Annotated in this window: 15 protein-coding genes; all 15 read right to left on the bottom strand. The window is 29.4% G+C overall.

Annotated elements, in window-relative coordinates; translation table 11 throughout:
• Positions 1–58: 58 nt before the first annotated feature.
• The 15 genes from STERM_RS20930 to STERM_RS20855 all read right to left on the bottom strand — a co-directional run bounded on the left by STERM_RS20930 (position 59) and on the right by STERM_RS20855 (position 13557).
• Entirely contained in the window at positions 59–325 is a 267-nt protein-coding gene (locus STERM_RS20930; protein ID WP_012863612.1) for a hypothetical protein, read from the bottom strand.
• A gap of 1249 nt (positions 326–1574) precedes the next feature.
• A complete protein-coding gene (locus STERM_RS20925; protein ID WP_012863611.1) occupies positions 1575–1934 on the bottom strand; it encodes a hypothetical protein in 360 nt (119 codons plus the stop codon).
• Positions 1934–2167, bottom strand: a complete 234-nt coding sequence (locus STERM_RS20920) for a hypothetical protein (protein WP_012863610.1) — start codon at positions 2165–2167, stop codon at positions 1934–1936. The genes STERM_RS20925 and STERM_RS20920 overlap by 1 nt, the downstream gene beginning before the upstream one ends.
• A 1008-nt stretch (positions 2168–3175) precedes the next feature.
• Positions 3176–3421 (bottom strand): hypothetical protein, encoded by a 246-nt coding sequence (locus tag STERM_RS20910; protein ID WP_012863608.1) that lies wholly within the window; start codon positions 3419–3421, stop codon positions 3176–3178.
• A gap of 15 nt (positions 3422–3436) precedes the next feature.
• Positions 3437–3892 (bottom strand): hypothetical protein, encoded by a 456-nt coding sequence (locus STERM_RS20905; protein WP_012863607.1) that lies wholly within the window; start codon positions 3890–3892, stop codon positions 3437–3439.
• 46 nt (positions 3893–3938) lie between these two features.
• On the bottom strand, positions 3939–4487 hold the full coding sequence (locus STERM_RS20900; RefSeq protein ID WP_147289507.1) for a hypothetical protein: 549 nt from the start codon (positions 4485–4487) through the stop codon (positions 3939–3941).
• Between the two features lie 92 nt (positions 4488–4579).
• Positions 4580–6376 (bottom strand): DnaB-like helicase C-terminal domain-containing protein, encoded by a 1797-nt coding sequence (locus tag STERM_RS20895; protein ID WP_169305435.1) that lies wholly within the window; start codon positions 6374–6376, stop codon positions 4580–4582.
• Between the two features lie 657 nt (positions 6377–7033).
• A complete protein-coding gene (locus STERM_RS20890) occupies positions 7034–8032 on the bottom strand; it encodes a hypothetical protein (protein WP_012863604.1) in 999 nt (332 codons plus the stop codon).
• Complete coding sequence (locus STERM_RS20885) at positions 8019–8771, bottom strand: hypothetical protein (protein ID WP_012863603.1); 753 nt, start codon at positions 8769–8771, stop codon at positions 8019–8021. Before STERM_RS20885 ends, STERM_RS20890 begins: the two co-directional genes overlap by 14 nt.
• A 558-nt stretch (positions 8772–9329) precedes the next feature.
• Positions 9330–9746 carry a hypothetical protein gene (locus STERM_RS20880; RefSeq protein WP_012863602.1) on the bottom strand — a complete coding sequence of 139 codons (417 nt, stop codon included), beginning with the start codon at positions 9744–9746 and terminating at the stop codon, positions 9330–9332.
• 9 nt (positions 9747–9755) lie between these two features.
• Positions 9756–10571, bottom strand: a complete 816-nt coding sequence (locus STERM_RS20875; protein ID WP_012863601.1) for a tyrosine-type recombinase/integrase — start codon at positions 10569–10571, stop codon at positions 9756–9758.
• A gap of 1094 nt (positions 10572–11665) precedes the next feature.
• The gene (locus tag STERM_RS20870; protein ID WP_012863600.1) at positions 11666–12013 is read right to left on the bottom strand and encodes a hypothetical protein; all 348 of its coding nucleotides are present in this window, start codon (positions 12011–12013) and stop codon (positions 11666–11668) included.
• 30 nt (positions 12014–12043) lie between these two features.
• The gene (locus STERM_RS20865) at positions 12044–12490 is read right to left on the bottom strand and encodes a helix-turn-helix domain-containing protein (protein ID WP_041311304.1); all 447 of its coding nucleotides are present in this window, start codon (positions 12488–12490) and stop codon (positions 12044–12046) included.
• Positions 12491–12609: 119 nt separating this feature from the next.
• Positions 12610–12945 carry a hypothetical protein gene (locus tag STERM_RS20860; protein ID WP_012863598.1) on the bottom strand — a complete coding sequence of 112 codons (336 nt, stop codon included), beginning with the start codon at positions 12943–12945 and terminating at the stop codon, positions 12610–12612.
• Positions 12946–13227: 282 nt separating this feature from the next.
• Positions 13228–13557 carry a hypothetical protein gene (locus STERM_RS20855; protein ID WP_012863597.1) on the bottom strand — a complete coding sequence of 110 codons (330 nt, stop codon included), beginning with the start codon at positions 13555–13557 and terminating at the stop codon, positions 13228–13230.
• Positions 13558–13648 lie beyond the last annotated feature (91 nt).

Genomic DNA, 13648 nt, shown 5'->3' with positions numbered 1-13648 from the left:
TTTCTATATATTACATTCAGTACAATAATTTTATATTTTTATCTATTCTAATTAGTATCTAAGCTATACTTTTTGTTTTGGACTGCATGAAACTGCATTCTTTTATTTTCAGTGTATATGACAAACAATTCTTTATATCCATTATCAAATCTAAATAGTCTTGTTCTGTTTGGATATTATTATACATATCAAGGTTAACTTTTACATCATCAAATATGATGAACCCATTTAAAAATAAGATATTTATAATCTGTCCATTCTGTTCCACTTTAAAATCTTTCTGTATTTTTATTTTGTCATATAATTTTTTATTTTCTTCTGTCATTATATCTTTCCCTTTCCTTAGGCTTTCATATTCTTCATTTAAAGCACTCTTTGGTTATAAGGTTAACAGTCCTAAGGCATTTATAAAAAAACTCAAAATTAGGCTTATTTTTTGTCCTATTTTGTCTCAAAAAGTTCCATAAAATTCCATTCAGAATACTCTCTATTCGCTTATTTACACTGCAACCCATATATTTTATAAGATGCATGGTTGCATTAAAGGTTGCAAGTTCATACTCCGCTTTTGTATGATTAAAATTGCAGACATAACTTTATTCAAACTATTTATTATCAAAGGTTTTAAGTTAAGTTGTCTCTTGTCCTTTTGTCCTGTTTTTTTTGTCCCGCTGTCTCCATATTTTGTCTCTTGATATTTTGAAAAATAATAGAGCCAAACATAACTTCTTGATATATAATTTTCTATCTTTATTTTAGATCGTAAGCATTGCATTATATGATTTAAAATACAATTTTCAAACGTTCATTTTTTTGCGTTCGTTCACCGAACGTTCGGAATCAAATTCTGTGACTTTTTGTGTCATTTGTTGGTAAAATTATATATCTATCTACTTGTAATTACTTATAAAAATATCTATTTTTTTCTATCCAACCATTTTAGAAAATCTATAGCCAGAGTTAACCTCTTGTCTCAAAAAAAGTGTAGCCAAGTGTAGCTTCTAACATTTATAAATACTGTTTGTTTTTACCAACCGACCAGGGTTTAAATGGTTGGTCGGTTGGTTGGTTTAACCGGTCGGAAATATATTCTATTTATTATAAATAAAGGCTTTGTTCCGGTCGGTTTCTATTTCAAAAAGGTTGTTTTCTTGCTTCAGTATTCTCTAAATTTCTTATATATAAAATGGTTTAACTCTTTTGTTTATCAATGCAACCTTTATTTATCATTGGGTGCAAGGTTGCATAAAAAGGGTACATTTTTTGCTTCAATATTCTTTAAGTGGTTGGTTTTAAAATCAATCTCAAATACCTTATAATATTGTTCTTAATTCTGGTTGGTTTTTAATTATTTTTCCCAACCAGTTGGTTTACATTCGACAAAACCTTAAGTTTTCTTAACTTCATTTTTTCAATTTTATCAACTTATAAAAATTCACTTTGTTTTGTCTTGAGATATGCCTTTTATACGCCCATATTTTAGCATATAAGGCTTTTTAAGTCAAAAAGGTAGAATTCTATGTCTGATATCAAAAAAGTTTCTCTAAAACTAAATTTTGAATTTTTGTTCCTGCCTAGTTAGGGTTAATATCTTCCGTGTCTTTGAACCCTTGTAAATTATCGTGGTAATTCAGTAAATACTCCATTACTTTTATATCTTTTGTTATATCTACTTTCTTCGCCTTTTCCCATTCCTGATAATCTTTGCCAGCACTCACAAGAAAAGCATATAATATATGCTGGGTTACTAAATCAATTTTTTCTGTGTTACTTAATCCTGTAGTTTCTTTTATAAAGCTTTCTCCTCCTTCTTTTTTTAAAACTTCCTTGATATACTTACTAAATAAATTATATATCTGTTCTAAAGTTGGATAATCTTTTTCGTTCCACATTTCATTGAAAATATTCTTTGTTTCTATAACTTTATTTCCCATTATCTCACATCCTTTCTGATGGTTATGTTTCCCTTACTATCTAATTTTGGGGTTATGCTTGCCTTGTATTTTAAATACACTACCCCTGTATCATCTACAAACTCTGTTACTTCTGTTTTGTCTAAATTGTATTGTTGCACTATTCGCACATTTTCATATCTCACTACTATAGGCAGACCGACTAAAAAAAGACATATTGCCATTACTGCCATTAGAAAATTTTTCGTTTTCATACACACACCTACTTTCAAAATTTTAAGCTGCCAGTATGCATATAAATAAATCTTTATCCTTTTTTGTTTTTATATCACTCTGTGGCTTTCAAATTTGCCTTATTTGAAACTTTTTATAACTTTGACTACTTGAACATGGTTTAATAAAAATAAATTGCTTAAATCGAAAATTTTTAAGTTTTATAACTGCCTAAGTTTGACTTAGGGGGTTCTATTTTGTTACTCCCTTTTCCCTGAAAATTTTTGAATCATTTGAATTGATTCAGAATTTTAAAAACTATTGCTGTTTTTCTTACGTTCTTTATAGGTTCGCCACAATGTCGAAGGCTAAAATTAACTAATCACTCTCTGTGACCGCCTTATTTGATTATGTCTGAATGTCACAAAGTAATTCAAGCATATAGCTATTACTTTTTTGGGTAAGAGTCCTCGAAAATATGAAAACCCAAAATTGGGGTTTCTAAAATTAATAATAAATTGATTTCTCTGTTTTTTTCTCCTATAATAGAAATAAATTAAAAGGAGGGCCTTTATTATGTCATTAGCAAATTTATTTAACTTATTTTTACAAGGTTTATTAATTCTCATCATAGGAGGATTTATATTTCTTGTATATAGACTTATTTTTAAAAGAGAAAACGTAATGTTTTTATTCAATTTACTTTTCGGCATTGCAGTTTTAGGTATAGTATATACACTATTAGTACAATTTATAAAACCACTAACAACAAATAGTTTCTTTTAAGCTTCAGGGCGTTCTCCAAAAGACGCCCTTTTATTATATCCACTAACCTAGTATTTTCAATTGCGTCGTGTTTTACGACGTTTCGGCAATGTCTTAAATATATGATCATATCAAGGGGCGAACATTTTAGACACCCCTTTCAAGATCAGTATTTTCAATGGGGTAACGAATCGTTACTCCATATAAAGCCTATGTTTTCAAGAAAGCTCAAATTTGAGCTATGTCGTGATTTGCGACAGAGGGTAAGCTTAAATTCCAGCCGGCTAACTCCTTATTTTTTCGATCTCTTTTTTTATCTTAACCAGTAGTATTCCATTATCTAACAAGGCCCTTACATGTTCAGGTTTAGCCTTATCAAAATTTTTTTCTATCCAGGAACCCTGCTTTATAAATTTATCATCTGTATGGTCTTTCATCAATTCCAACTCATCTAATATCTTTTGTTTTTCATGATCTACAGGGTTCACTATATTATCAAATAAAGATAATGCCTTATTTAGCTCATTCATTGTCATGTCTCCCTTTTACTCTGAAATATAATCTTCTATAAATCTCCAACTACTGAAAACTATAGATACAAGTTCAGATACTTTATCAATATGCGTTCTTGAAGTTATAATGAATAAAGGAAACCAAGCCTTGCCTTTTTCGCCCTTGTCTATAACATACTCAAAAGCTATTTTCATTTGTGACAGGCTTATAATATTATCTTCGATCCTTCTTTGATTCTCGGCTGTTATTTCAAGCCCTAAAGATTTGCAAAATGATTTAAGAATTATCTCCAATCGTTCATACTCTTCACCACCAGTTATATAATACTTCATGGCGTTGTCTAATAATTGATTAAATATTTTTTTCTGAAGATCTCCATATCCCTCAAAATTTATATTAACACTTACTTTTGTTTCTGGAATTCCAATTAAGGAACTGAACAACTTCACTATATCATTGCTTTTTTTTATATCTTTCAATTTTTCCATTTGGCATATTCCCCTTTTAAGTGATATAATTATTTAGGATTTGGATTTAATTATTTGATAGCTGGCTGGCATCATTTATATTATTTTCAAATCCTTTTAGTTTATTTATTCCCAGTAAAAACTTACTCACAATCTTCATTACTCTGAACATTATTTCTATTTCTAATAAAAATCTATCACCTTCAGTATCTGATAATTTGCAATATATTTTTTTATCTTCCTCTTTGATTACTTCCATGAATTTTTTGTCTGCATTTTCATAAATATCAAGCTCTGATAAATATTCTTTGTTTGTTTTCCGGAACTTCTTTTCTACTCTTTCAAATTGTTTCTTTAAGCCTTTAAATATAAGATTTTTGTCCTGTTTGGTTCTTACTTTATGTGCTGTAATGAAAACATCTGCTGTATTTAGTAAATATCTTGTCATTTCATTTTGAACTAATAACTCTTTTCCATTGTCAGCTTCAAACGTTTTTTCAAATTCCGGATATTTTGTTAAAACTCCAACTAATTCATTACCTTCATGAGCCAATCTCTTATAATCTACATTATCAAATAAAACTTCAAAATAGATCTCTTCAAATAATTCTTTCATATCCATAAAAAACCTCTTTCATATTTATTTTATTAGTATGAATGGGCCTTTTAAATTGACCCACTCATACCATTTCATACTTTTTTCATACCTTACCAGTCGCTTTTCTTGTGCAAAAACAGGTTAAACTTTGGGTAATACGTCATATTTATTCTAAAATATGGAGTACCGAACCTATTTTTTAATGTCACAAGGTCAAGTTCTCTTTCTCCCTTGCTTTTTGCTTCATTTATCAGCTTTTCTTTATCTTCCTTTTGGGTATTCTTACTAAAACCTTTCACAATTGATAGTTCTAAGCCAAAAATCACATCAGCTGTATACTCAATAGCTCCACTCTCTTTAAAACTCGCAAAGCTTACAGGCGTTTGATAGCTGTCTCTGTTAAAACTTGATACAACAAATATAACTAAATCATTATTTCTTGATAATTTCTTTAACTGGGTAATATTATGATCCACTGCTTGCTTATCACTAAAGAAATTACTTGATTGCTTTAATATCTGCAAATAATCAATTACCACTATTGGCTTTGTTTCATTCATAGAAATATAATTTTCTATTTTTTCTTTTATTTCATTTACACCCGTATCAAATCCACCTTCAATTATTGATACATGCTTTGCGGAGTTCCCATATTCTTTTATGGCTTCTCTCAATAGCTCTTTTTGTTTTTTCATTTGGTCCGCTATCCCGTGAAACCTTAAATTTTGTATTTCTAAGGCACTTAATGGCAGGCTTTTATCTTTTGCTTTTCTGAACATTTCCCTTGAAAGAGACTTTGAAATTATTTCATTTCTTCCCATTTCAAGGCTAAAGAACAATACATCATAACCGTTTTTAGCTATATCATCAGTTAATTGATTTACAAAGGTTGTTTTTCCTAAACTTGATACAGCACCTATAACATATAAGCCTGTGTGTAGTCCTCCGCTTAAATAATCATCTAAAGGCCCGAAATTTGTCTTTATTGCTGGCTTTTCTTTGTTAGTTTCAAGTTCTTTCAGGTATTCCTCTAACCTGTATATTGTTAAATCAGGCTTTTTCAGTTTTTCTGTGTAGTCGTCAAGGCTGTTTATAAATTCTGATAACTTATTTTCAAGGCCCTTTCTGTCTGCAATTAGATACTCGTTTATATCCTTATACTTTTCATCAAATTCAAATATAACTGATATTTGACCTTTTGATTGAATTTTTTCTAACAGACTTTTTGTAGCCGCTTTTCCTGAATCATCATTATCAAAAGCCAAAACAAAAATATTTTTTTCGTGTAACCGCTCGATCAGCTTATTTTGATTTGTAACTCCACCTAACGAAATTGATTTATAACCTAATTCCTCAAGGCTTAGACTATCAAATATACCTTCGCAAATAAATATAATTTCATTTTTCATATTTAAGTATCTTTCGTTGAATAGCTTTGATGCATAACCTGTTAATTTATGTTCCTTTGGCTTTACATCAGAATTATCAGAGCGTAAAAAGAAATAATCATCTGATACAGGTATTAGGTATTTATAATTGTCTAAGTTCTTGCTAGCCTTTTCGGCAAAGGGACTTTTTTCTCCATACTGATTTTTATAAGCTTTGACTATTTCTTTGAAACCTTTTGAAATATATCCGAGTTTATATTTTTCTTGCACCTCTCGACTTATTCCTCTGCTTGTAAAGAGATTTTTTTTATTTTTGCTTATCTCTCTTGCCCCTTCATCATAAAGTGGCTTAAAACTCATTTTTACAGGTATTCCTTCATTGTCTTTTTTGCTTTCTTCTTCCGGGCTTCCTCTTTCATCAGACTGGCCACTTTTTTTTATCTGAATATTTTTTTGTTCTAGGAACTCATTCAGTAGATCTATTGCTTCATCATGACTATGTTTTAATTCAAGTAACAAATTATATATATTCCCTGTCTTTCCTGTAGAGAAGCATTTGAATAAGTTTGTTTTGGTATTGATACTAAAACTGTCATGTGACTGTGTTAATGGGTTAGGCTCTATTCGGTAACCTTGCCCGACTTTCTTAATAGTTCCCTGTATAACTCCTGTTTCATTGAAATAATTTATATAGTCCATTATCTCAATATCAGTTATTACTTCTGTTAAGGTTTTATACTTCATGAAAAGGCTTCCTTTCTTTTAATTTAATATAAGTATAAAAGAGAAAGACCCCATTGTCAAAATGGGGGCCTTTCTTATTTAAGTACTTTAAGTACTTTAAATATATTAGAAAAATAACAGTCGTTTTTTATACTGTAAATAAAGGTCTTGCTAAAAAGGGTTTCCGACGCAAGTAACATTATTTCCGACGCAAGTAACATTATTTCCGACGCAAGTAACATTATTTCCGACGCAAGTAACAAAAATATGCTAAGTATTGAAAATATTGAATTTCAAATGATTTATGTCAAATTATACTTTTTTAAAATAGCAAAACAAAAAAACCTCAAACTACTAAAAAAAATGGTGTTGCCTTATTTCCGACGCAAGTAACATTATTTAGTTATAAAAATTTTTATATTTTAAATAAAAAAGGTACATCAAATGCACCTTTTAATTATAGCCTTTATCTTTGTATTCTTTGTAAAGAACATCACTATAAAATACAAATTTACTCCTAAAAAAAAGTTCAAAATTATTGAGACCTTTCACATTACAATCTATAATATCAAAATTAATTTGCTGTTCAAGTTCTAATTTTTTAAATATATCTATTAATTTATTCCGGAATTTTTTAGTATCTTTTTTTAATGAAGAAAGTGGCCAACATAAGCATTTAATAAAAGTTTCTGCACTTATTACTATTTCATATTGTCCTTTTTCGGCAATGATTTTTTTATGTTTGTTGAAATTATTTTTATAAATTTCATGTATTTTTCTGCTTACAATATAGTGCGGATCACTTCCACTTTTGGTTTTAGAGTTAGTATAAGTTTTAGAATTAACAAGCATGTAACTTTGAAGCTCTTTATATTGTTTAATAGTTTCAATCCAAGAACCTAACGATATTATTACTTCGCTTTTTTTAGTTATGGCACTATTAGTGAAAAGATTCCCGATTGCGTCAACACCTTTATATTTAAATTTTAGTTTGACTGTTGACATTAAATTTAAGTCATTTATTAATTTTTCTATATTACGTGTCTGAAAAGTTAACCCTAAAAAATCACATAATTCAGCTAAATTAATAGTCAATTGACTTTTTATTTCTGTAGTTTTTAGAGAAAAATTAGCTTTGGTTAGAATATAATCCCATATTTTTAACTGGGTATCGTTAAATCTTGAGATTCTTTGTTCTCCTAAAAGATCCGAGGTTTTTATTTTAAGATTTATATTGTTGCTTTCGACTTCGAATTCTTCATCTTTTTCAGGATTAAAAGTAGATAATAATTTCAAATTATACGAGCTTTCATTGACTAATATATTACTCATCAAGGTGCGATACTCTTCTTTCAAAGTATTCGTTTTTTTATGTTTAACTATTTTGTTACTTGTATTTATTTTTTTTATTTTTTTATCTTCTTCAGGTAATAGGTTTTTAATAGCTTTCACTAAAGGCCCTCCTAACGTTATCTAAAAATAACTTATTCAGATTGTTAAAATCTTTTTTTTGATAAGAAATAATGTTTTGTATTTCTTTGGTTGCGTATTTTTTTATTCGGCTTTTATCTTCTTCTGGTTCTAAAATATAGTGTTTAAATGTATCTCCGTAATCACCTGTTGCATCTTCATAAAAAATATATCTGGCATTAAAATTATGAATAAACATAATAATTTCTTTGAATGTATTAGCATGTGAATATGCTGTTACATACGGCATCATTAAACTGACGACTTCGTCCGCTTTAAAATCTTCAATAGAATAAAAAATTTTATTCGAAATACCTGTTAATTCATATAAATAATTCATATATTTATCAACAAGATCAGTGAATTTATGATTAGCTTTTTCATATTCTCTTTCTTCGTAACTTCCTTTAGAATGATCTTCGTAAACCACCATTTTTTCCATAGTAAATATTTGTGCGAGGAAAGTATCTATTAAAAAGGAGACATTAGGAAAAATATTTATATATTTTTCTGTCATCAATATAAAATCACACATAAGCCTTATATCAAGATCAATATCAATGAAAGCTTTTAATGTATCATTCCACATATTTATATATGTTTTGGGTTTCTTTTTTCTACCTTTGATTTCTTTTTCAAAATCTTCTGGTTTTAAAATTATTTTTTCTTTTCTTCCTTCGGTAAATAGTTTGGCACTTTTGGCCGTTACTTTTTTAGTCATCTCTTTATCTCTCCTAATTCTTTCCAAGAGTATATTAACTGACTATTTGAAAACAGTCGTAATTTTGATTTGGTTATCAATATAATAAAGCAATTAGGGGAAAATGTAAACATTTAAATTGTGGTTAACCCATTTTTGGGTTTACCTAATTTTGGATAAATCGGCTCAAAGTTGAGCTTGTTAAATAAGTCCAATTTTGGATATAGCTGACTGAGCGAAACGTGCACCCAGCTTTTAGCTCCCCTCTGTCGTGATTTGCGACATAGGCTAAAGAACAGACTGTTACATTTCAAATGTACCGGTTCCAATCCCTTTGTTTTCAATTCCCTCGTGTTTCACGAGGTGACTAAGTTTGACTTAGGGGGTCGCAGAGAACGACCGGCTCAAAAATGAGCCGATTTGACGACCTAGATTAAATCTAGCCCGTTCGTCATTATGAAGACCTCCCTAGATTGAATCTAGTCACTTAAATTTTCTGAGTACCTCAATGTCACTCAGGATTTCATACTGCAAGATTTGAAATCTATCGGTAGATTCCCTCAAATTTGAGGAGGTATATTAATTATGTTCCACAGGTATTTTTTTATTTCTTAAGCAAATGAAAACCCTTTCAGATATTTCGACTTCTTGAAATGTACTTTCCGTGTAAATATAAAATTTAGTGTAATTTCTTCCATTTGAAATGATAGTGTCTTCTCTTAAAGTATATTTTTCATCAGAATTTATAAGATAGCTATGCTTGTCAAAAGCGTCAAACCATACTCTTGAATCTTTATTTATTTTCAGTCCAGCGCTTTGCAACTTGTAGAATACTTCTTCAGAAACATTAATTTCCGTTCCATCTTTAAAATAAACCGAAAAAACAAGGTAGTCATTGTTTTCTCCGATAATAGTCTGCTCTTCTAAGTAAGGACTGTCTTCAGTGTCAATCGTGTGAATCTTTTTTTCATCATCTTCAAATCTTATTCTTGCCATAAATTCCTCCTAAAATAAATTATCAATAGATTTTTGGTGTTGCTCTTTAGTTTGCTGTGTATATATTCTTGTAGTTTCCAGTGATGAATGACCGAGAATATCCGCCAATGATAAGGCGTTGTTATTTCTTTTCATGTATTGGATAGCAAACAGGTGCCGGAATGCATGAGCGTGAACCTTAGATTTTTTTATCCGGGCTTGTCCGCTTATAGTTTTAAGTTCTCTGTGAATATAAGTTATGTCAATAGGGTTTCCAGCCTTAGAAATAAACACAGGCCCATTAGTTATATTATTCTTTTTGCAATATTCCTTAAGGTCTTTTATTAATTTCTTTGGAAGGATAATTTCCCGAATCTTTCCTTTATTCTTTATGCTCGTGCTTTCCTTTTTGAGTGCTTCCACTGTGATAAATTCCAGCTCGCTGATTCTTATCCCGGTGTTGGCCAGTGTCATGATGATATAATACATTTTTTCTTTTCCCAGCTTGTCAGCATACTTCAACAGTCTTTCGTACTCTGCTACTGTCAGCATATCCTCAAGCACATTCTTTTTTTGTTTCTTTGGAAGTTTCACCTTCAGGTTATCCAATCCGATAAAATCCAGAAACTTATTTATACCGATCAGCTTAATGGTACAGCTGGCAGGCTTGAAGTTATTTATAAGATAGTCCTTATAGTCTAGCAACTTAGCCTTATTTATATCTTCTTTGGAACTTATACCTGTTTTATCAATGAACTGATTTAGATCAGTCATGTATCTTGATATGGTTGCTTGTGAAAGTTCGTTATGGATAAGTTCCTGTTTGAATTCTTGTAATTCTGTCATAAAAATTTCACTCCCCTTTTTCCAAAATTTTCAAAAAATGAGGTCAAAATATATAAGATTTTCCATAAAAGGCTCAAAAAAGTATTTCTAAAGTATTTTAAAGTCAATATTATCAAGTCTTTGAATACGATTTTTTGCCCTAAAAACGCCATTTTTCGAAAAAAGAATTAGTTGAAAAATAATACTATCTAACCCTTTATATTATTATTGTATCACATACTTTTTATATTGTCAATATAATTCTGTATTACGTTGACTAAATCATGTAGACCATTTAGAACGAAAATATAATATAACTCATTTAAATAAAGGGTTTTATTGTATTTTTAGATAAGTATAAAAATGGAAAAAAAGGTCTAAAATTTTGGAATTCTTTCCAGACTATTTTTTAAAAAATGGAATTAGTATTTATAGTACTTTGAATATACTTTTTGTCAATATAACCACGAAAAGGGCCTAAAAAGTATTTTATTCCAGTAAAAATAGGACTCCTTAATTTTTAGGTGTCCTCAAATTTGAGGAGAAGTTTTAAATTAGAATATATTTTAGTGTAGGTGTACCTACGTTGCTATTTAAAGCCTATAAATCAATGTACTAAATTTTTAGTAGGGTAAATTGTTTGAAAAAAGTTTGATAGTGTTTGAGTAATAAATCGATATGAGGGGGGGAACTCGACAACATTCATAACGTCCGATAATATCATGTAATTATGCCAATAAATTTAAGAAACGTAATATTTTACTTTTCTGAATGGGCTCCCGCCAACAAAACGCGGAAATCCCACGTTAAGGAATAAATATTCTAAAAATAGTTGATTTTTACCACACTAAGGTATTATCAACTATTTTTAGTTTAATGGTCTTAATTTATCCAATGAATTAGATCTTGTAGATTCAAAACGATATGAATCGAAAAAATCGTCTTAAAATATCTAAACGCATTTTTGCGTTCTGATAACCAGTGTATTTCAAACTGAGCGGTAAAAATTCAACTAAATGGGTGTTAATTGAAAAGGACGGCTGAAAAATTAGCCGTCCCTGATGATATATTGTTATAAATTTTCTGTATGTTTTTGGATTTCTAAGGTAGTACCTTTATGTACGGGCTTTATTTTTCTTTTTAATTCTTTTGTATAAAAAAAATATAAAAACCAACACTAATAGGTCTATACCTAACTGTAATGGGTTCGCAATATGAGAAGCAACTTCTCTTGTTATTCCTAAGCTAATGCCCTTAAAAGAAAATTCTTTTATATTTCTACTGTTTAAAAATTGTCGATAGTATAAGTCATTTTTATTAACTTCAAGGTTGTTCTTTTGTCCTTTAGCTTGTCCTTTGCTCATTCCATTTTGAACAGCATAATCAAAATCTTTTGTCCCTTCTTTTACAGGATGCTCTTTAGGGTTATAATTAGAAGTTTGTCTTTTAAATTTTATAGGCATATTTTCTCTCTTTCTGTCCCTTGCACTTGGCTAATCTTCAGTTTCATCATTATTGCTTTTAAAAAGTTTGCTTATCCATGATCTTTTAGATTGTGTTAATTCTTTTGCAGTTTCATTTTTTAATTCCAATGTTTTGGTTAAGCTTTTGATAGCTTCAACATTGTTCAGATTTAAAATATTGGCTTCCCTAAGCCTTTCGTTAAGGTTATCCTTATCAGCCTTCAAATCTTTTATTTGCCCTTTTAATTCTTTGATATAAGCTTCTGACTGTTCCTTATCTTGCTTTATACCTTTCAATAATTCTTGAATATCGGAATTTGTTTCCTGGTCTATATTTTGTTTATTGTCTTTCACTAGAATAAATATTCTAGTCCCTTCTTTAATCTTTTTTATTTCCCCAGATTTTATTTTATTGTATACAGTCTGTTTTGATTTTACACCATATTTTTCCATATATTCCTTAATGGTCAGCTTCATAATTATAAGGCCCTTTCATCAAAAGATTTATAATCAGTTATACCATAGATAATATTAATAGTCTACTTTCAAAAATAAAAAAACAGGTCAATCAAACCTGTTTAACCTCAATAAAATCGCTATAAATAGTCTTTTATAAAGTTATTTTTCACATTATACGATTCTTTAATTTCTTCACAAATATCAGAAAAGGTTAAATTGTTTTCTTCAACTAATAGCCTTTTTCCTAATACTTTAAATCCAAACCTTAACTCTGTGTAATCTCTTTCTGGAATTATTTTATGTGAAGAAATTACATAAATTTTCATAAGGAGATTTGTTAACTCATTTTGAAGGTTTTCTCTGCTCTTACTATTTTCAAGTTTTGAAATTCTGACATCAATTTCAGAAATATAATCTAATAATTTTAAGTAATTACCATCAAAATTATTAAATTCTTTATCTAAAAAACTCATTCTTTAGACCTCCTTTCAATCATTGCCCTTGCGGGCGAGGAATGTATTATTGCACAACTTTAGTAATGATTATAAATAATATAATCACGACAAGGAGTCTGCTCATAACATTCCTCCAATCTGAAATTAATTAGGCCCCGGTGAGAGCCTAAATTATTATATAAAAAAAGCCAGACCATAGTCCAGCTTTTTTTCACCGTGCAATTATTTAGTTTAATTGCTTTAATCAATTTCAGATTGTTTTCAAACTTATTATACCACATTTTTTCTTTATTTCAAATATCATTTTTCTTTTATGATTTCAATGCTTTTGATTGAGCTAAGGCTCCCTTTTTCGTTACTCTTAGCTGTGATTTTTATCTCTTTGGCTTTTAGTTTACCTGTATGTTTCTTAAAGCTTTCTTCTGATATACTTACATCAAAAGCGGTAATATCATTTTCAAATATCCAATATTGCTTACCTCTATAGACAGAACCACGCTTATAAGTGAATAATTCATCTGTAAACTGTCTGTTTTTGGCAGGTCTCCTGTCTCCCTTTGCTTCTCTTCTTTTTTGTGATTCCTTCAGGTTTTTTCCTGTGAGCACTTTCCCCTTTCCGAAATTCGCCATAAAGTCTCCTTAAATTCTAATATTTTCTATTATTTCAATATGATAAAATCTATTGATTTATAAAGCTTTTATTCTATAAATAGTCTATTTT

The sequence above is a fragment of the Sebaldella termitidis ATCC 33386 genome (assembly GCF_000024405.1).
In the GTDB taxonomy this organism is placed as follows: domain Bacteria; phylum Fusobacteriota; class Fusobacteriia; order Fusobacteriales; family Leptotrichiaceae; genus Sebaldella; species Sebaldella termitidis.
This window is presented reverse-complemented; position numbering and strand designations above follow the sequence as displayed.

Bases quoted from the DNA above. Each gene is read 5' to 3' on its own strand.
- STERM_RS20880 (WP_012863602.1), bottom strand. From the start codon at position 9,746: ATGGCAAGAATAAGATTTGAAGATGATGAAAAAAAGATTCACACGATT.
- STERM_RS20925 (WP_012863611.1), bottom strand. From the start codon at position 1,934: ATGGGAAATAAAGTTATAGAAACAAAGAATATTTTCAATGAAATGTGG.
- STERM_RS20930 (WP_012863612.1), bottom strand. From the start codon at position 325: ATGACAGAAGAAAATAAAAAATTATATGACAAAATAAAAATACAGAAA.
- STERM_RS20875 (WP_012863601.1), bottom strand. From the start codon at position 10,571: ATGACAGAATTACAAGAATTCAAACAGGAACTTATCCATAACGAACTT.
- STERM_RS20910 (WP_012863608.1), bottom strand. From the start codon at position 3,421: ATGAATGAGCTAAATAAGGCATTATCTTTATTTGATAATATAGTGAAC.
- STERM_RS20865 (WP_041311304.1), bottom strand. From the start codon at position 12,490: ATGAAGCTGACCATTAAGGAATATATGGAAAAATATGGTGTAAAATCA.
- STERM_RS20920 (WP_012863610.1), bottom strand. From the start codon at position 2,167: ATGAAAACGAAAAATTTTCTAATGGCAGTAATGGCAATATGTCTTTTT.
- STERM_RS20855 (WP_012863597.1), bottom strand. From the start codon at position 13,557: ATGGCGAATTTCGGAAAGGGGAAAGTGCTCACAGGAAAAAACCTGAAG.
- STERM_RS20905 (WP_012863607.1), bottom strand. From the start codon at position 3,892: ATGGAAAAATTGAAAGATATAAAAAAAAGCAATGATATAGTGAAGTTG.
- STERM_RS20870 (WP_012863600.1), bottom strand. From the start codon at position 12,013: ATGCCTATAAAATTTAAAAGACAAACTTCTAATTATAACCCTAAAGAG.
- STERM_RS20860 (WP_012863598.1), bottom strand. From the start codon at position 12,945: ATGAGTTTTTTAGATAAAGAATTTAATAATTTTGATGGTAATTACTTA.
- STERM_RS20885 (WP_012863603.1), bottom strand. From the start codon at position 8,771: ATGACTAAAAAAGTAACGGCCAAAAGTGCCAAACTATTTACCGAAGGA.
- STERM_RS20900 (WP_147289507.1), bottom strand. From the start codon at position 4,487: ATGAAAGAATTATTTGAAGAGATCTATTTTGAAGTTTTATTTGATAAT.